The sequence below is a fragment of the Geodermatophilus aquaeductus genome (genome assembly GCF_900182545.1).
GTDB classification, from domain to species: domain Bacteria; phylum Actinomycetota; class Actinomycetes; order Mycobacteriales; family Geodermatophilaceae; genus Geodermatophilus; species Geodermatophilus aquaeductus.
Window position 1 is genome coordinate 165,193 of the sequence record NZ_FXTJ01000010.1, and the last position, 17,250, is coordinate 182,442.

Annotated in this window: 16 protein-coding genes; 8 read left to right on the plus strand and 8 right to left on the minus strand. The window is 73.7% G+C overall.

Going from position 1 to position 17,250, the window contains the following annotated elements; genetic code table 11:
* The first annotated feature begins 83 nt into the window (after positions 1 to 83).
* Together FN207_RS20960 and FN207_RS20965 are read left to right on the plus strand one after the other, a co-directional pair.
* Entirely contained in the window at positions 84 to 833 is a 750-nt protein-coding gene (locus FN207_RS20960) for an alpha/beta fold hydrolase (RefSeq protein WP_142460385.1), read from the plus strand.
* Between the two features lie 316 nt (positions 834 to 1,149).
* Positions 1,150 to 2,439 (plus strand): acyl-CoA dehydrogenase family protein, encoded by a 1,290-nt coding sequence (locus tag FN207_RS20965; protein ID WP_142460386.1) that lies wholly within the window; start codon positions 1,150 to 1,152, stop codon positions 2,437 to 2,439.
* A gap of 136 nt (positions 2,440 to 2,575) precedes the next feature.
* Here the strand turns inward: FN207_RS20965 and FN207_RS20970 are convergent, their stop codons facing one another.
* A complete protein-coding gene (locus FN207_RS20970) occupies positions 2,576 to 2,890 on the minus strand; it encodes a hypothetical protein (RefSeq protein WP_142460387.1) in 315 nt (104 codons plus the stop codon).
* A 258-nt stretch (positions 2,891 to 3,148) separates the two neighbouring features.
* Here FN207_RS20970 and FN207_RS20975 point away from each other — a divergent pair, with 258 nt between their 5' ends.
* Together FN207_RS20975 and FN207_RS20985 are read left to right on the plus strand one after the other, a co-directional pair.
* Positions 3,149 to 3,976, plus strand: coding sequence for a hypothetical protein (locus tag FN207_RS20975; protein WP_142460388.1), 828 nt, complete (start codon positions 3,149 to 3,151; stop codon positions 3,974 to 3,976).
* 391 nt (positions 3,977 to 4,367) lie between these two features.
* Positions 4,368 to 5,129, plus strand: coding sequence for a 3-oxoacyl-ACP reductase family protein (locus tag FN207_RS20985; protein ID WP_142460389.1), 762 nt, complete (start codon positions 4,368 to 4,370; stop codon positions 5,127 to 5,129).
* A 130-nt stretch (positions 5,130 to 5,259) separates the two neighbouring features.
* On the opposite strand, the gene FN207_RS20990 is transcribed toward FN207_RS20985, so the two are convergent.
* Positions 5,260 to 6,084: an enoyl-CoA hydratase-related protein gene (locus tag FN207_RS20990; protein WP_221888330.1), complete on the minus strand. Its 825-nt coding sequence runs from the start codon at positions 6,082 to 6,084 to the stop codon at positions 5,260 to 5,262.
* Positions 6,081 to 6,794, minus strand: a complete 714-nt coding sequence (locus FN207_RS26745; RefSeq protein WP_221888331.1) for a hypothetical protein — start codon at positions 6,792 to 6,794, stop codon at positions 6,081 to 6,083. Before FN207_RS26745 ends, FN207_RS20990 begins: the two co-directional genes overlap by 4 nt.
* A gap of 106 nt (positions 6,795 to 6,900) precedes the next feature.
* On the opposite strand from FN207_RS26745, the gene FN207_RS20995 reads away from it, so the two are divergent.
* Entirely contained in the window at positions 6,901 to 7,677 is a 777-nt protein-coding gene (locus tag FN207_RS20995) for a cyclase family protein (protein WP_142460391.1), read from the plus strand.
* Positions 7,674 to 9,299 carry a thiamine pyrophosphate-binding protein gene (locus FN207_RS21000; RefSeq protein ID WP_142460392.1) on the plus strand — a complete coding sequence of 542 codons (1,626 nt, stop codon included), beginning with the start codon at positions 7,674 to 7,676 and terminating at the stop codon, positions 9,297 to 9,299. The genes FN207_RS20995 and FN207_RS21000 overlap by 4 nt, the downstream gene beginning before the upstream one ends.
* Positions 9,300 to 9,321: 22 nt before the next feature.
* On the opposite strand, the gene FN207_RS21005 is transcribed toward FN207_RS21000, so the two are convergent.
* The 3 genes from FN207_RS21005 to FN207_RS21015 all read right to left on the minus strand — a co-directional run bounded on the left by FN207_RS21005 (position 9,322) and on the right by FN207_RS21015 (position 13,504).
* The gene (locus FN207_RS21005) at positions 9,322 to 10,563 is read right to left on the minus strand and encodes an MFS transporter (protein WP_142460393.1); all 1,242 of its coding nucleotides are present in this window, start codon (positions 10,561 to 10,563) and stop codon (positions 9,322 to 9,324) included.
* Between the two features lie 382 nt (positions 10,564 to 10,945).
* Positions 10,946 to 11,755, minus strand: a complete 810-nt coding sequence (locus FN207_RS21010) for a class I SAM-dependent methyltransferase (protein ID WP_185938465.1) — start codon at positions 11,753 to 11,755, stop codon at positions 10,946 to 10,948.
* 138 nt (positions 11,756 to 11,893) lie between these two features.
* Positions 11,894 to 13,504: a helix-turn-helix transcriptional regulator gene (locus tag FN207_RS21015; protein ID WP_142460395.1), complete on the minus strand. Its 1,611-nt coding sequence runs from the start codon at positions 13,502 to 13,504 to the stop codon at positions 11,894 to 11,896.
* Positions 13,505 to 14,278: 774 nt separating this feature from the next.
* Between FN207_RS21015 and FN207_RS21020 the strand changes: the two genes are divergently transcribed.
* A complete protein-coding gene (locus FN207_RS21020) occupies positions 14,279 to 15,361 on the plus strand; it encodes a CinY protein (protein ID WP_142460396.1) in 1,083 nt (360 codons plus the stop codon).
* 219 nt (positions 15,362 to 15,580) lie between these two features.
* On the opposite strand, the gene FN207_RS21025 is transcribed toward FN207_RS21020, so the two are convergent.
* The gene (locus FN207_RS21025) at positions 15,581 to 16,624 is read right to left on the minus strand and encodes a TolB family protein (protein WP_142460397.1); all 1,044 of its coding nucleotides are present in this window, start codon (positions 16,622 to 16,624) and stop codon (positions 15,581 to 15,583) included.
* A gap of 131 nt (positions 16,625 to 16,755) precedes the next feature.
* Between FN207_RS21025 and FN207_RS26475 the strand changes: the two genes are divergently transcribed.
* Positions 16,756 to 16,929: a site-specific integrase gene (locus FN207_RS26475; RefSeq protein ID WP_185938466.1), complete on the plus strand. Its 174-nt coding sequence runs from the start codon at positions 16,756 to 16,758 to the stop codon at positions 16,927 to 16,929.
* 145 nt (positions 16,930 to 17,074) lie between these two features.
* Here FN207_RS26475 and FN207_RS27360 read toward each other — a convergent pair whose 3' ends face one another.
* Positions 17,075 to 17,209: a DUF6186 family protein gene (locus tag FN207_RS27360; protein ID WP_281282152.1), complete on the minus strand. Its 135-nt coding sequence runs from the start codon at positions 17,207 to 17,209 to the stop codon at positions 17,075 to 17,077.
* Positions 17,210 to 17,250 lie beyond the last annotated feature (41 nt).

A 17,250-nucleotide genomic window follows, 5' to 3' on the forward strand; every position in this document is an offset into this window, starting at 1 on the left:
GGGTCGGCTTCCTACGGTCGGCGAACCAGCGCTGACGCGGCCGATCCGGTCGTCGGGGTCGCTGCCGATCGAGAGGGACGACGATGACCATCGACACCGACGAGCGCCCGCCCGCAGGGGAGAAGCCCACCGTGGTGCTCGTGCACGGCGCCTTCGCCGAGTCCGCGAGCTGGAACGGGGTGATCGAGCAGCTCCGGAGCGAGGGCTATCCGGTCCTCGCCGCGGCGAACCCGCTGCGGGGCCTGCGCAGCGACGCCGACCAGCTGCGCGGCGTCCTGGACCAGGTGGGTGGCCCGATCGTCCTGGCCGGCCACTCCTACGGGGGCTCGGTGATGAGCGTGGCCGCGGACGGACACCCCGGCGTCCGGGCGCTCGTCTACGTGGGCAGCTTCCTGCTGGAGGAGGGGGAGAGCACCGGCGAGCTGGCCGGGAGGTTCCCCGGCAACGAGCTGGGGTCCGCACTGGACCCCGTCCCCGTCCCCGACGGGCACGGCGGCACGGTGACCGACCTCTACATCCGGCCCGACAGGTTCCGGCGGGTGTTCGCCGCCGACGTCCCCCCGGAGGTGGCCGACCTCATGGTCGCGACGCAGCGGCCGATCACCAGCGAGGCGCTGGAGGAGAAGGCGACGGCGGCGGCCTGGCGGACGATCCCGTCCTGGACCCTGGTCACGCGCCAGGACCTGGCGGTCCCGGCCGAGGCGCAGGTCTTCATGGCCGAGCGCGCGCGGTCCACGGCCGTCGAGGTCGACGCCTCCCACGCCGTCGCGGTGTCCCGGCCCGGCGCGGTCGCCGACCTGATCGCGGAGGCCGCTCGCGCGACGGCCGGCTGAGACGCCGAGCCACGACCGTCCCGCCGGCTCGGGTCACGCGTGGCCGCAGGCGCGGCAGGAGATCCCCCGGTGCGGGAACCTGGTGAGGCCTCCGCCGCCGCAGGACCGCCCCTGTGCCCGTGGGTCGGCGTTCCCCGGAGCGGCCTGCCGACGTCCGGCGGTGGCGGGCGTCACCATGGTCCCCAGCGTGAGGGCGTGCGCGCAGTCGCCAGCTGTGCGCCACCCTCGCGGCGAGGTCCGGGACCGGCCGTGAGGACGACCGACCCCCACACCGTGCGCGACGCAGCGGACGCGAGCAGCCAGGGAGAGGGAGATCATGCAGTTCACCGAACAGGGCCAGGCGGCCCTGGCCGAGGTCCGACGCTTCATGGCGGACCACGTCTATCCGAACGAGCGGGAGTACCACGAGCAGCTCGAGCACGTGGGGCCGGCCGGCTACCCGCCGATCATGGACAAGCTCAAGGCGGCCGCGCGGGAGCGTGGACTGTGGAACCTGTTCCTGCCGCACCTCGAGCCGGACCACCCCGGCACGAAGCTGTCGAACCTGGACTACGCGCCGATCTCCGAGGAGCTCGGCAAGGTCGGGTTCGCCTCCGAGGCGCTCAACTGCAACGCGCCGGACACCGGCAACATGGAGGTCCTGAACCTCTACGGGTCGGAGGAGGTCAAGCAGCGGTGGCTGCTGCCGCTGCTGGAGGGCGAGATCCGCTCCGCGTTCTGCATGACCGAGCCCGACTCGGCATCGTCCGACGCCACCAACATCAGCCTGCGCATCGAGCGGGACGGCGACGAGTACGTCCTCAACGGCCGCAAGTGGTTCAGCTCCGGCGCGCTGGGCGAGCGGTGCCGGGTCTTCATCGTCATGGGCAAGACGGATCCGCAGGCACCGCGGCACACCCAGCAGTCGATGATCGTCGTGCCCAAGGACACGCCCGGTGTGTCGTTCGGCCGCAGCCCGACCGTGTTCGGCTACGCCGACCGCGGCGGGCACCCCGAGGTCGTCTTCGAGGACGTCCGCGTCCCGGCGGGCAACCTGCTCGGCCAGGAGGGCAGCGGCTTCGCCATCTCCCAGGCGCGGCTCGGACCCGGCCGCATCCACCACTGCATGCGCTCCCTCGGCGCCGCCGAGCGCGCCCTCGACCTGATGGTCGAGCGGGCGCTGCAGCGCGAGACGTTCGGCACGCTCGTCGCGCAGAAGGGCGTGGTGCAGGACTGGATCGCCGAGTCCCGCATCGAGATCGACATGGCGCGCCGGTACGTCCTGCACACCGCGCACCTCATGGACACCGTCGGCAACAAGGCCGCAGCGACCGAGATCTCCGGCATCAAGGTCGCCGTCCCGAACATCGTGCTCAAGGTCATCGACCGCGCGATCCAGGTGCACGGCGCGGCCGGCGTCACGCAGTTCACCCCGCTCGCCGAGATGTACGCGCACCAGCGCACGCTCCGCATCGCCGACGGGCCGGACGAGGTGCACAAGATGACCATCGCGCGCCGCGAGATCCTCAAGCACGACCCCGCCTTCCGGATGTCGGGCAGCGGCAGCTCCAAGCCGTGGACCGCCACGGACCAGAAGGACGACGTGCAGGTGTTCTCCCGGCCGTAGCCCGGCGGGGCAGGACCGGACCCGGGGGGCGTCCGCGTGCCCCTCGGACACGGCAGGGGCCCCGCGGTCACCGACCGCGGGGCCTCTCGCGTCTCCGGCAGGCGTGCCGTCTGCCGGAGGCGGCACCCGAGGCGGCTCAGCGCGGCCAGCGCACCTCGATCCGGGTGACCGAGACCTCGATCCACGGTCCGGGAGGACGCGTGACCAGCGCCTCCCGGGCCGCCTGCTCCACCACCTGGCGTGCCATCTCCGCGGCGCGGGCGGTGACCGCCGCCGCGACCGCGAACGCCGAGGCGGTGACCAACGACCCGGCGGTCGTGCCGCGGAGCAGGGCCGGGAGGAGGGACCGCACCGCGGCCGGCACCGTGCCCAGCGCCGTGCGCCGCTGGGGCACTCGGCTCCCGTCCGCCCGGTAGACCTCGCTCGGCTCGATCGGCTGCTGGCGGGTCATGGCGCCACCCCTCTCGTCGCGTCCGATCCTCGCCCCGCACGCCGTGCCGGTCCAGCGAGCGCGGAGGATCCCGGCGGATCGTCGCGGGGAGCGAAGAGGCCCCGAGCGGGCTCCGGGTCCCTACGCTCGAGGGATGGGCAACATCGGCAAGGAAGTCCGCCGCATCGAGGTCCTGCCCCTGCCCGATCCGGCTCCCGGGCCGGCCTCGCCGGAGCGGCCCGCGCCGCCCCGGGAACCATCGCCTGCCAAGTAGTCGCGGTGGATCCCTACGGTGGCTTCGAGCCGCAGGTGGGCCAGATCAGGGCGCTGCGCACCTTCCGGATCGGTCCGGACGGTGGCCTGTACCCCCTGTTCTCCAACGACCCCTGGCACGACGGTGCCAACACCGCGCGCTGCCTGGCCGCGGACCGGCCGCCGCATCCCAGCCCCGACCCGGACTGCACCTGCGGTTTCTACGCCTTCGGCGGGGAGCAGTGGGTCGCCGACCACCCCCGCAGCCGCCACGTCCTCGCGGTGGTCGCCTGCTGGGGTCGCATCATCGCGGGGACCCGGGGACTGCGCGCCGAGCACTGCCGGATCGAGGCCCTCTGGCTGTCGGCCGCTGTGCCGGTCGACCTCGCCGAGCGCGTCCGGCAGGAGCATCCCTCCGTGGCCGTCCACCGTGACCGGGCCCGGATGGTGGCCGAGCACCCGCCCACCGAACTGGACTGCTACGAGCAGTCGGACCGGGGGAGGGACCGCCCCGTCGGACGCCTGTGGTGGTCGGCCGCGCTCACGTCAGCCGTGCTGGGCGTCCTCCCCGCCCACTGGCTGGGGGGAACCCAGAGCGCCGCGCTGCTGTCGGTCGTCCTGGGAACGGCCTTCGCGGTGGGGGCGCTGCCGTCCGCCCGCCGGGGCATCGACGTCGGTGGGTCCCGCCGACGCGTGCTCTGCCTGGCGACCTCGCTGTGGCTGTTCGCCTCCTTCCTGGGGCCCTTCGGCGCGGTGTTCGTGCGGTTGCCGCTGGTGCAGGCCGCCTCGATCGCCGGGCTCCAGCACCTGTGCGTGCTCGTCGAGGGCCGGCAGATACCGGCTCAGATCTCCTGAGCACGAGCGCCATCACCCTGCTGCCGGAGGGGACCGACGCGGCCGACGACGGACGCGGGACGTGGTCGACCCGACGGGAGCAGCCGACACGAGCGATGGACTCCGGGTGCGTGTCCTGCCGCCGCCGTCGGCGTCCGCTACGGGGACGTTCCCGGTCCACGCGGCACTGCGGGACCCGTCGATGGAGAACGGGGAGCAGGCTGAGCTGCGTGGTGGCCGACCCCGGCTCGTCGGGTTCACCATGCCCGCCCTCGGCCACCGCTACGGTATGACGGGGCTCGCCTCGTCGCCACGCGCTGGTCCGAGGACGGCGGCGCGACGTACCGTGGGTCGTGATCTCGATGTGCGTCACCATTGGCATGGGCGCCGCCGGACTGTTCGAGGTGGCGGCATGAGCGCCGAGGGCACCGGCTCGGACTCGAACGTCTCGTTCGACTTCACCGGCCGGACCGCCATCGTGACCGGAGCCGGCCGCGGCGTCGGTCTGGGCATCGCCCGGCTCTTCGCCGCATCGGGCGCGGCGGTGATCGCCGTCGACATGGACGAGGAGGTGCTCGCCTCCGCGGCGGCCGAGATCGGCGCCATCCCGGTCACGGCGGACGTCTCCGACCGTCAGCAGGTCGACCACGTCGTCGACGTCGCGCTGGAGCACACGGGCCGTGTCGACATCCTGGTGAACAACGCCGGGATCCTGCGCGACCGGCGCGTCTGGAAGCTCACGGCCGAGGACTGGCACGCCGTCCTGGGGGTGCACCTCACCGGCGCCTTCAACTTCACGCAGGCGTGCATCCCGACGTTCCGCGCCCAGAACCACGGCCGGATCATCAACGTGACCTCCTACACCGGACTGCACGGGAACGTCGGCCAGGCCAACTACGCCGCTGCGAAGGCGGGGGTCATCGGCTTCACCAAGACCGTCGCCAAGGAGTTGGGTGGCTTCGGGGTCACCGTCAACGCCATCTCGCCCAATGCCGACACGCGGATGATCGCCTCGATCCCCGACGAGGTGCGGGCACAGACGGAGGCGGCGATCCCCCTGGGCCGGTTCGGCGACCCCGACGAGATGGCTGCAGCGGTCGCCTTCCTCGCCTCGGCCGAGGCCGCCTACATCACCGGGGTCGTGCTGCCCGTCGACGGCGGCCTGGCGATGTGAACGACGGGTCCTCGAGTGGGACCCGGACACGGGCGACCGGTCCGCACCGGCGCTGCACATCCGCGGCCGATGACGAGGGGCCGCTCGATGCCAGTGCACGTCCAGTGCACAGAAGGGGAGCCTCCGTCCCTCACCCGGGACCGGCCTCGCGGGCGCCGAAGACCGGGTCCCGCTTCTCGACGAAGGCGCGTGCGGCTTCGGCGTGGTCGTCCGTGGCGAACGTCGCGAGGTGGTGTGTCACCTCGACGTCCATGTACTCGTCCAGCGGGGCGGTCAGCGCGAGCGCGACGTTCTCCTTCATCGACGCCAGCGCCGTGCGCGGCCCGTTCGCCAGCCGTCGCGCCACCGCCATCGCCTCCCGCTCGAGGGCGTCCGGCGGCACCACGGCGTTGACCAGTCCCAGCCGCAGGGCGTCGTCCGCCGACAGCCGCGGCGAGAGGTACAGCAGCTCGCGGGCGCGCGCCGGACCCACCAGGCGCACGAGGAACCACGCGCTGCCGTAGTCGCCGGCGAGCGCGACGCGGGCGAAGGCCGTGGTGAGCACGGCGGACGACGCGGCGTAGCGCAGGTCGCACGCCAGCGCGAGCGACAGACCCGCTCCCGCAGCGGCACCGGGCAGCACCGCCACGGTCGGCTTGGGCATCCGCCACAGGCGCCCGCTGGTGGCCCGCTGGTTGGCGCGCTGCAGGCGCTCCGCCGACGCCCCGGGCGCACCGGGCGAGCGCTCGGCGAAGCCCTTGACGTCGCCGCCCGCGCAGAACGCGCCACCCGCCCCGGTGAGCACCACGGCACCGACCGCGTCGTCCGCCTCCACCCGCGCGAGCGTGGTGGCGAGAGCGCCGACCATCTGCGCGGACAGCGCGTTCCGGCGCTCCGGGCGGTTCATCGTGAGCACGGCGACGCCGTCCTCGATGCGGGCGAGCAGGTGGTCGGTACCGGTGTCGATGTCGGTCACGTCTCCTCCAGCGGGACGACCTCGAAACGCACTCCGCCGACGTCGGCGGCGCGCTGTTCGACGCCGGGCCACGCCAACCGCGCCGCGGTCACGGCGGCGACGGCGCCTGCGCCGGCGACGAAGGAGAGGTGCTGGCGGCCGTCGTCGAGCGGCAGCCGGCAGCCGCCGCCGACCGCCGGGACGTCCAGCAGCGCCGCCCAGCGTCGGGTCACCTCGCCCGGGTCGGGGACTGTCACGGTGACCTCGCGCAGCCCACCGGCGCACGTCGGGCTGCTCTCGGTCCAGGCCGGACCCGCCCATCGCCACGACCCGGCCGGGTCGACGGCGTCGAGGGCGAGGAGCACGCCGCCGGTGTCCCGGGGATGCAGGTGCACGTCGACGACGTCGGGCAAGTCGACGCGGTGCACCTCGCGCACGGCGAGCGCCGCGAGGCGGTCGGGCGCCGTGAGCGTCGCCGGTCCGTCGACCATGAGCATGTAGCCGCCGTCGCCGCCGTTCCGCGCCAGCCACCGACCGGCCGCCGTGCCCGGCTCCGAGGGCGACACGACCTCGACGAAGTCGCAGCCCGCGGCGTGGACGGCGTTGGTGAGGCCGAACGCCCCGACGTCGGGGTCGTGGTGCGGCGCGGGAGCGGCGAGGAGCTCGCGCAGCGCCTGCTCGACCGGTGCCTGCTCCCGCGCGGCGAGCACGAGCTGGCGCAGGCGGACCACGCGCCCAGTCCAGCACGCGGGGGTGGCGGCGACAACGCAGAGCCCTCCGAGCCCCTCCGGCATCCCGGGTGGTTGGCTGGGCCCCCACCTGCCAGAAGGGTCCGCGATGTCGCTCCTCTCCAGCTTCGCCGAGGCACTGGCCTCCGGTTCCCTCGAGGTCGTCGACCTCACCGCGCCACTGTCGTCGACGACGCCGGTCATCCAGCTGCCGCCGCCGTTCGCCCAGACGGCGCGGTTCGAGCTGGAGGAGCTCAGCCGGTACGACGACCGGGGACCGGCCTGGTACTGGAACAACTTCCGCACGGGGGAGCACACCGGCACCCACTTCGACGCGCCGAACCACTGGGTGACCGGCCGCGACGGTGACGACGTCGCCTCGGTGCCGGTGCGACGGCTGGTGGGGCCCGCTGCCGTCCTGGACTTCTCCGCCCAGGTGGCCGAGGACCCCGACTTCCTCCTCGAGGTCGAGCACGTCCAGCAGTGGGAGGCGACGCACGGACCGCTGCCGGAGGGCGGCTGGCTGCTCTACCGCACGGGCTGGGACACCCGTGCCTTCTCGCAGGAGGACTTCCTGAACGCCGACGAGAGCGGGCCGCACACCCCGGGGATCTCTCCCGAGTGCGCCCGGTGGCTGGCCGAGCAGGCGCCGGTCATCGGCCTCGGCGTGGAGACCGTCGGGACCGACGCCGGTGCCGCGCACTCCTTCGACCCGCCGTTCCCCTGCCACGCGGCGCTCATGGGCAGCGGCAAGTACGGGCTGACCCAGTTGCAGAACCTCGACCGGCTCCCGCCGACCGGGACGCTGCTGGTGGCCGCGCCCCTGCCGATCGTCGGAGGTTCCGGTTCGCCCGCGCGGGTGCTGGCCCTCGTCGAGCACGGATGAACGTCGCGCGGGCGGTCGGCGAGACGCTCGTCCGCTGCGGGGTCGACACGGTCTTCGGGGTCGTGGGGTCGGGGAACTTCCACACCACCAACGCGATGGCCGGAGCCGGCGCCCGCTACGTCGCGGCCCGGCACGAGGGCGGCGCGGCCACGATGGCCGACGCGTACGCGCGGATGAGCGGGAGCGTGGCGGCGCTGAGCCTGCACCAGGGCTGCGGGCTGACCAACGCGCTGACCGGCATCACCGAGGCGGCCAAGAGCCGCACCCCGCTGGTGGTGGTGACGGCGGAGGCGACCTCCCGGCGGTCCAACTTCTCCGTCGACCAGACCGCGCTCGCCGAGGCGGTCGGGGCGGTCTCGATGCGGATCGAGTCGGCCGGGGACGCGCTCGCGCAGGCGTCCCGGGCGTTCGCCACCGCGCGGGACGGCCGTCGCGTCGTCGTCCTCAACCTGCCGCTGGACGTGCAGGGGGAGGAGGCGCGTGCCGACCGGGGGACCGTGCCGGAGGTCCCGCCGGTGCCCGCGCCGGCGCCGGCCGACGTGGCACGCCTCGCCGAGGCGATCCAGGGCGCGCGGCGTCCGGTCTTCGTCGCCGGTCGGGGAGCGCGCGGGTACCGGGCCGAGCTGGTGGACCTGGCCGACCGGTGCGGCGCCCTGCTGGCCACGTCTGCCGTGGCCAAGGGGCTCTTCCGCGGCGACCCCTGGGACCTCGACGTCTCCGGCGGGTTCGCCACCCCGCTTGCCGCCGAGCTGATCGCCGGGTCCGACCTCGTCGTCGGCTGGGGGTGCGCGTTGAACATGTGGACCATGCGCCACGGGCGGCTGATCGCCGACGGCGCTGTTGTCGTCCAGGTGGACGTGGAACCCGAGGCGCTCGGGGCGCAGCGCGACATCGACGTCGGGGTCGTGGGGGACGTCGGGGCGGTGGCCCGGGCCGTGGCCGCCGTCCTGGAGGGCGACCCGGCGGGTTCCCGGACCGCGGAGGTACGCCGGGCCCTCGCCGAGCGCGGACGGTGGCGGGACGAGCCGTTCGACGACGCCGGCGGGACCGGCCTCATCGATCCGCGGACGCTCACGATCGCCCTCGACGACCTGCTGCCGGCCGAGCGCGTCGTCGCGGTCGACTCCGGCAACTTCATGGGCTACCCCAGCATGTTCCTCGACGTCCCCGACGAGCACGGGTTCTGCTTCACCCAGGCCTTCCAGTCGGTGGGACTGGGCCTGGCCACCGCGATCGGCGCGGCGCTGGCCCGACCCGACCGCCTGCCCGTCGCCGCTCTGGGGGACGGCGGCGCGCTCATGGGCGCCTCGGAGCTGGAGACCGTCGTCCGGCTCGGGCTGCCCATGGTGGTCGTCGTGTACGACGACGCCGCCTACGGGGCCGAGGTGCACCACTTCGGCCCCGACGGGCATCCGCTGGACACCGTGCGGTTCCCCGAGACGGACTTCGCGGCGATCGCCCGCGGCCACGGGTTCTCGGCGGCCACCGTCCGGGATCCCGGGGACCTGGCGGCGGTGGGGGAGTGGCTCGCGGGGCCCCGCGCCACCCCGCTGCTCGTCGACGCCAAGGTGACCCGGGACCGGCCGTCGTGGTGGCTGGAGGAGGCCTTCCGCGGTCACTGACCACCCACCGCCGGCGGAGGCGTCAGGCCGGGAGCGGCTCCGGCCGGCGGGCGCGCTGCGCCGCTCCCGCGGAGGCCAGTGCGCTGCCGACGACGACGGCGGCGGCGAGCGCCGGGAGCACCAGCGCGGTCTCCGCGCCGAACCGCTCGACGACGCCCCCGGTGACCGCCGAGGCGGTGGCCTGGCCGACGACGACCGCGGAGCCGAGCATCGTCATCGTGGTGGTCGACCGGCCGGCCGGGCCGAACTGCGCGGCGAGGCTGTACTGGCTGACCAGGGTCGGGCCGACGCCGCAGCCGAGCACCGCCAGCGCGACGACCAGCACGGTGACCGACCCGGCGGACGCGTAGAGGAGTGTCCCGGCCAGCAGCAGGCCGCCGAACACGATCCACCGTGCTCGCAGCGAGAAGCGCGCGGGGAGAGCCGCCGATCCCAGCGCCAGCGCGGCCGAGCCGATGCCCATGACGCCGTAGAGGAGGCCGGCGCGTTCGCCGGCGCCGTCGGCGGCGAGGACGCCGGTGAGCGAGGTGAGCGTCGCGCCGAAGAAGAGGCCGATCCCCAGCGCGCCGACGACGACGGTGAGCAGCGGGAACCGGGCCAGCTCGCGGGCCGGGGCAGGCCGGACGGCCGTCTCCCGAGCCGCGTCGTCGACCCGCCCGGTCGGGTGGAGGGCGAACCAGGTCACGAAGACCAACGTCAGCGCCGCCGCGGCCGTGACGGCGAGGGACGGCGCTACCGCGACGGCCAGCAGGCCGACGAGGAAGGGCCCGACGATGAAGACCACCTCGTCGGCCGCCGACTCGTAGGCCATCGTCCCGGTGAGCACCTCCTCCCGGCGGGTCGCGGCGACGGCCCGGCGGATGATCGCGACCAGGCGGGTCCGGGACATCGGTGCGACCTGGGGTGCGGAGACCCCGACGAGGACCGACAGGCCCAGGACGGCGGCGTCCGGAGCGCTGCCGCCGACGACCGGCGGGAGGGCCGCGAGCAGGGCCGCGTTGGCCAGCCCGACCGGGACGAGCACCCGGCGCTGCCCGAACCGGTCGGCGGCCGCGCCCAGCAGTGGGCCGGCCAGCGCCGTGCCCAGGCCGGCGACGGCGGAGGTGAGACCTCCGAGGACCACCGAGCCGCGCTCGGCGACGACCAGGGTGAGGACGCCGACGGTGATCATCGCGAACGGCAGGCGGGCGGCGAACGCGATGGGGAAGTACGAGAAGCCGGCGTGCCGGAGGAGCGTGCTGCTGGGGCGGCGCGTGTGGAACATGACCTCTGCTGCTGTGATCGGGCGCGCCGCCTTGCTCAACAGCAGGTAGATGCACGGGACTTCCGGGGGTGCCGGACCAGTCTAGCGGTCGGCCCTCACGTCCCCGTGCCTGTCAGAGGACCGCGTCGCCGCCGTCGACCATGGCCTGGTGCCGGTCTGGTGGCTGGAGGCGTCGGCCCTCCGCCCACGTGTCAGATCCGTGCCACGGCGTTCCGACAGGCAGGGAGGACGGGGGAGCGGGTGGCTGGGCGGAGCATCTCGTCGGGGTACGCGGCGACGTGCCGCCTCGACGGCGAGCCGGGACAGCTCGCCGTCGACCTCGACATCCGACGGTGTGGCGCACTGACGGGGATCAGCTCCCCGAGCGTGCAGTCGGGTCGTCTCAGGATCGCACGCCCCAGGCGAGCGCCATCGGCTGCTCGACGGGCATGCGACCGTTCACGACGCAGGGCGCAGCGCCTTCGACGATCTGGCGCTCCATCGCAGCCTTGGCTTCCCCGGAGGCGTCGCCCACCACCGCGCCCATCGGCGTCAGGTTGATGTAGTTCCAGAGGAACTCGACCGGGCCGGGCAGGTCGAAGGTGGCGCTGTACTCCTTCCACGCGACGTCGTGGAACCCGGCATCCTGCAGCAACCCCGCGAGCACCGACGGGTCGTGCATGGAGAACACCGCGCTCACGAAGGCCCCGAGGCCTGGACCCAGGTTGTCGGCGATGGCCTGTTCCATCACCTCGAAGAGATGCTGGATCCGACCCGGGGTGTTGACGACGACCCGGCCACCCGGTGCCAGAACCCGGTGCAGCTCGCGCAGCGCGCCCGCTCGGTCCTCCATGAACATGAGCCCCATCTGGCAGAGCCCCACGTCGTAGGACTCGTCGGGCAGGGGGAGCGACGCCGCGTCGGCCTCCTGCCAGGTGATGGGTGCGCCACCGGAGGGGATGGCCTCGGCGACCGTGATCATGTCGGGAGCGACATCGATGCCGGTCACCGACCCGGTCGGACCGATCTGCTCGGCGGCTGCCCTGGCGACGACGCCCGTTCCGCAGGCGACGTCGAGCACTCGCGTGCCGGGCTGGAGCGCGGCGGTGCTCAACAGCTCGGCGGAGACGGGCGTGGCGATCGAGGGCACGAAGAAGCTCTGGTAGAGCTCGGCTGCGGTGCCCGAGTAGTGGCGATAGGTGGCGGTGGTCATTGCGGTCTCCTTGCACCGGCAGGAGGTGGGGATGAGGGCCGACCGTAGGAAGCGCCCGCCCGACCCCGCATCGCCCGGTTGACCCATGTGGTGGACGACGACGTCATGGGTCGTACGTACCACCCGCCGGTGGGCGGCCTAGAGCAGGTCGTGTTCGTAGGCGTACACGACGGCTGCTGCTCGGCTCGTGACTCCGAGCTTGGCGAAGGTGTTCTCGAGATGCCGGCGCACGGTGTGCTGGCTGATCCTCAGCGAGGAGGCGATCGCGCGGCTGGTTCTGCCTTCGGCCACCAGCGCCAGAACCTCGAGCTCGCGGACCGAGAGCGGACCTCTGCCCACGTGCCCGCCGGCGAGCCGGTCCGCCCGCCTCAGGTCCGGCCCTGCGCCCAGCGACTCGAAGATGCTCCGGGCGTTGCCGAACTCGAGCGCCGCTGAGGCGCTGTCGCCCGACGCGGCGCAGCCGAGACCCAGCAGCACTGCGCTCCGGGCAGTCTCGTACGGCATGCTGAGCCGCTGCCACGTCGCGGAGGCTTCCCGCAGCTGCACCATCGCGTCGGTGGTCTGGCCCGACGCGAGCAGGGCGGCCCCCATCGCGTGGGCTGCCATGGCCCTGAGCACGGGGGAGCTCGAGTGGTCCGCGATCGACACCAGCTCGGCCGCAGCCTCGGTCGCGCCCGTGACGTCGCTGACAGCAACCCGGATCTCCACCGCTGCGGCCAGCAGGCCGGGCCGCCGGAACGGCTGGCCCGCCTCCCGCAGAGCCCGCCCGATGCTGACCGCCGCCGACGTCGCATCTCCTCGCTGCAGCTCCAGCAGCGCGAACCCGGGCATCGGCTCGTAACCGGCCCTGGTGGCCTCCCGATACGCGTCGGCCGCGGCCTTGAGGTCACCGCGCACGCGGCACAGCTCGCCCTCCTGGTAGCAAGCCAGGCCGAGTGCCGGATGTGGCGGATCGCTCAGACGGTTGCGGGCGTCCGCCACCGTCGCGACCGCACCCGCCCAGTCCCCGGCCGCCTGCTGGAGCTGGGACTGGTGCACCGAGCACTGGCCGCGGTACGGGACCACGTCGGGCTGCGCTCGGCACCACTCGTCGAGTGCTGCCGTCCACTCCGCCGCCCGGGCCAGATCGAAGAGCTGCAGGCACTCGAGGATCACGGCGCAGTACACGATCCCCGACGCGATCGGCCCCACCTCACCGGAGCAGACCGCGAGCATGACCTCGTCCAGCCGGGCCAGCCCGCCCGCCTCGTCTCCCATGGCCAACAACGCCTGGCCGTGCCCGAGCGTCGAGAACGCCGCCAGGTCGGCGTCTCGGAAGCGCCCGGCGATGTCCCCGGCCTGCACGGCGAGCCGTCGCGCGCCATCAGCGTCGTCGGAGTCGAGAGCAGCCAGCACGGCAGGGATCAGCAGGTAGCCGCGTGCCGGGCAGTCGAGGTCGTGACCGAGCACGGACTGGCCACGCCTCAGCCAACCTCCGGCGTGCGCCATCTGTCCCCGCATCATCAGGCAGAAGGCAGCCCAGAACGCGCACCGCGCAGCCTCCGCCTGTTCCGCGGCGCAGGTGTGGCGCTTGTAGGCGTGCTCCCACGCGGCAACCGCCTCGCCGTCCTCACCGACCAGGTATGCGGCTACTGCGAGCCGGTCGAGGTCGGTGTGGGTGAGGTCTGCCAGCGGGACCTGGGACAAGAGGCGGTACGCGACTGCCCAGGCGCGCTCGGCGAACGCGTCAGCGGCCGCTGCTTCGGCCATGCGGCCCAGCGTTGCACAACCAAGAGCCGGATCTCGGCCGCAGATGCCCGGTGAACGATGCAGCGCGACATCGCAACGGTGTCCGAGGGGCGACACGGTAGAGCCCCCACCGCCGCGCCGCGCGATCCGCACGACGCGGACGATCGCGACCGCCACCGGCTCCGGGAGGTCGAGCCACCGTCACAACGGCGGCGCGGCTGGTCCAGCAGATCGTCGAGGTCCACGGCCGCTCCTCGAGGACTGGTGGCGAGGTTGTCGGACCCGTGGCAAGGACCGAGGCGCCCGGCGGCCACATGAGTCCCGATCACGTGGCGGCGGCCGGGCTGCGGGTCGGCGCAGGGGTCGCGTGGTGCACCTGCCGGGCGGTCTGAACCGGGTGATGACCACGACGATGCCGCGGCTTCCCCGGTCGGTCACCCGGCGGGTCGTGGCAGGAGTCCTCCACCCGTGACTCCGCCGCGACGTCAGGTCGACGGCGGTTGCGCCCTGCAGGACGACGGTGAGCCGCACGGTCAGCAGGACGACGTCCGCGAGCAGGTCCGCCACGGAGGACCGTCCTCGAGCTGCAGCAGCGCGAACACGGTCGAGGCCAGGCCCGGGCTCGGGTGGCTCATCCCCGCCAGGTGATGGTGCAGGCCAGGGGATCGGCCAGCCTGTGTTCCCGGACGGTCACGGAGGTGGCGGCGATGGCACGGTGGGGACTGCCCGCGGCCGGCCGGCTCGACGCTGTCCCTGTCGGACGGCGCTGACATGCGATGGCGGCGGATCCGACTCGTGGCAGCACTCGCCCTGGCGGTGGGCAGCGTAGGGCCCGTCCCCTCCGCCGCCGCCTTCGGGACGATCGACAGCGGGGGCCAGCACCGCGAGCACGAACGGATCACTCGCGCCTCCCTGGCCTGCGCCGGGGACGCCGGCTCGGACGACTCCTGCTTCGAGCCGGCAACCGTGGACTTCCTCGCGGGGCATGACCGCGACTTCGGGGGAGTGGGGGCGCCGGACAGCGACGAGATCTCCGACCCGGCCGCGCACTGCGACGGTGCCGACTTCCTCGAAGCCGGCTATCCGCAGACCCGTGAACAGGCCACGACGGCACTGCTGAGCTGCGTCGACCACCTGCGCGTGCGTCTCGGCCAAGCGGTGGACCGTGCCGGAGAGCTCCTCGACGGCGACGGTCAGGTCGTCGCGGAGGAGGTGGACTTCGCGTCGGACTGCCGGATGGTCGAGGCCGCGGAGAGCCGCGCCAAGTGCGGCACCCTGGAGGCACTCGGCCGGGTCCTGCACGGAGTGCAGGACTTCTACTCGCACAGCAACTGGGCCGACGAGGCCGATCCGACCCGCGCGATCGGGGACGACAACCCGCCGGGTCTGGGCCTGCCCGGGCCGAGTCCGGTGCTCGACCTCCGGAGCGAGACGCCCCCGGTCGTGCCGCCCGGGCTCTCGACCGGTTGCTACGTGCTCCGGGACGAGGTGCCCGGTGTCGGCGAGTGCGCGGAACGGGTCACCCATGCGGCGCTCAACAAGGACACCGGCCTGATCGACCCCGACACGGGCGAGGCAACGGATCCGACGAAGCCGCGCGGCATGGTCGGGCAGAACTTCGCCGCAGCGGTGGCGGGCGCCATCGAGGAGTCCCGCCGGCAGTGGCAGGACCTCCGAGCGGAGCTGGTCGGCCGCTACGGGGAGCACGACGCGGCGGTCATGGTCTGCGCACTCACGCATGACGACCCGGTGGGCGACTGCCGGGACCGCGGACGGGAGCGCGTCCTCGCCGGCCTCCTGGCCGGCGCCGTCGTCCTCGCGGTCGCAGTGGTGCTGTTCCGCGCGCGCCGCCGCCGCGTTCGGGTGTCCGGGTCCTGACCGGCAGGGGGCGGCATCGCGTGGGCGCACGCTCCACCTCGGTCGTGTCATCGTCCGGACACGTGCGCGCAGCCCGCGACCGTCCAGCAGTCCCAGAACAGGACCCGGGCCGTCGTGGGGGCCGACTCCTCCGTCACCCGCTGAGCGCGATGGCTGCTCTACGCCGCCCGGTGCGCGGAGGTCGTCGTCACCGGAGGGGATCCGACGGCTCGACTGCGATCACTCGCCTCCAGGCGGGAGCGGGCGGAGGCGCGGATGCGGCCGGTTCCCGGAGCCGACGAGCTCTGGCTCGATGAGGATCTCGAGGTTCGACCCGTCGGCATCGACCTGGGCGATGGCCCGGTCGAGATCGCCGTCCCCGGTCACGTACGTGAAGAGGATGCGGCCGTCCGACGTCCAGGTCGGCTGGGTGGCCCGCTCCTCGCCGGGGCCGAAGTCCGTGACCGGGCGCCGCTCACTGCCGTCCGGCCGGATCGTGAACAGGTTGGTCGGCTCGTCGGTGCTCTGGTCGCCGCCGAGGTCGTGGTCGCCGAACACGATGAGGTCCTCGCTGGGGTGCCAGTCGACCCGCCCGAACGCGCCGACGTCGGTGATGGCCGCCGGCGGAGTCCAGCCGCCCCCGCCGGAACGGCTCACCGCGACGGTGGCGCCGTCGTAGATCTCGCCCGTGAAGTGGTCGATGTTCATGACCAGCGCGTCGCCATCGGGCGACCAGCGGGGAAAACTGTGCAGCCGGCCGTCGGCGAGGGCCAGTTCGCCGGCGACAGTCAGGTCGCCGGTGGGGATGTCGACGACGGCGAGGACGGATCGGGCGGGCGCTTCGTCGTTCGGGTCGCCGTCGTAGCCGATCATGGCGATGCGTGCACCGTCGCGGGACCACGCCGGGTTCTCCCAGTAGAGGTCCTCGAGGCCGGCTGGGGAGGACTCGAGGAGCGGCCGAGGATCCTCGCCCGCGGCGTCTGTCAGCCACACCTGACCGCGGCCGTCCTCGGCCTCGACGTAGGCGATCTCGGAGCCGTCGGGCGACCAGTCAGGGTGCACCGTCTCCCCGTCGAGGATGGTGTGGAGGCCGGACCCATCGGGGCGCGCCAGCGTGAGACCGAGCTCGACGCCCTGGAAGACGATCCACGGCTCGTCCTGACCCACACTCGGCGGCGCGGCGGTCGGCGAGGGGCCTCCACCGGCCCCGTCGTCCGACCCACACGCGGCCGAGGCGACCAGCACGACGAGCGCGACAGCACACCGGACACGCCGCGTGACCATGGGAGCGATGGTGGCACCGGCACCCGCCGCCCAGGGGGACATCTGTCCCCCTGGTGGTCCGGACCCGGCGGTCCCGGAAGGCGGCCATCACCCAGGCCCTCGGCACTGCGAGGGGCGGTCGTCGATCCGGGTTGCTGCTGGCTGCCGGCGTCCCGGTGGAGGTCGTCTCGGAGCGACTCGGGCACGCCAACGCCACCATCACGCTCACCGTCCACCAGCACGTGCACCCCGGCATGGGGCGTGAAGCCGCCGACCGCTTCGCTGCCCTGCTGGAGGGACGATCCGAGGCGATGAGTATCAAGTAGGTGTCACGCGAGCCCTGGGGGCCCGAACGCGGAGCGCCCCGGGCCACCGCCTCACGGGCCTGCCGCGCGCTGTGGCCGTAGGTCCGTCACCCAATCCGGCGTCGCCCACGCCCGGCGTCCGGGTCGGGGCGCTCGACACTCCCGCTCATCGGGCGAGGAAGTGCACGCCCAGCCACAGCCAGGACGCCAGGACCGCGAGCCGGCCGGCCGGACGCCGCATCATCGCGGCCACCGCGACGGGAGGGCGGGCGACCAGCCACGCGCCGACCGCACACCACACCAGCGTCGCGGCCGCGCGGACCGCCGGGACGGCGAGCGCCG

What these genes read in the sequence shown, in the direction of transcription:
- FN207_RS20985 (WP_142460389.1), top strand. Translation starts at nt 4,368, where the DNA reads ATGAGCGCCGAGGGCACCGGCTCGGACTCGAACGTCTCGTTCGACTTC.
- FN207_RS21025 (WP_142460397.1), bottom strand. Translation starts at nt 16,624, where the DNA reads ATGGTCACGCGGCGTGTCCGGTGTGCTGTCGCGCTCGTCGTGCTGGTC.
- FN207_RS21000 (WP_142460392.1), top strand. Translation starts at nt 7,674, where the DNA reads ATGAACGTCGCGCGGGCGGTCGGCGAGACGCTCGTCCGCTGCGGGGTC.
- FN207_RS20960 (WP_142460385.1), top strand. Translation starts at nt 84, where the DNA reads ATGACCATCGACACCGACGAGCGCCCGCCCGCAGGGGAGAAGCCCACC.
- FN207_RS20995 (WP_142460391.1), top strand. Translation starts at nt 6,901, where the DNA reads ATGTCGCTCCTCTCCAGCTTCGCCGAGGCACTGGCCTCCGGTTCCCTC.
- FN207_RS21010 (WP_185938465.1), bottom strand. Translation starts at nt 11,755, where the DNA reads ATGACCACCGCCACCTATCGCCACTACTCGGGCACCGCAGCCGAGCTC.
- FN207_RS20965 (WP_142460386.1), top strand. Translation starts at nt 1,150, where the DNA reads ATGCAGTTCACCGAACAGGGCCAGGCGGCCCTGGCCGAGGTCCGACGC.
- FN207_RS21015 (WP_142460395.1), bottom strand. Translation starts at nt 13,504, where the DNA reads ATGGCCGAAGCAGCGGCCGCTGACGCGTTCGCCGAGCGCGCCTGGGCA.
- FN207_RS21005 (WP_142460393.1), bottom strand. Translation starts at nt 10,563, where the DNA reads ATGTTCCACACGCGCCGCCCCAGCAGCACGCTCCTCCGGCACGCCGGC.
- FN207_RS20970 (WP_142460387.1), bottom strand. Translation starts at nt 2,890, where the DNA reads ATGACCCGCCAGCAGCCGATCGAGCCGAGCGAGGTCTACCGGGCGGAC.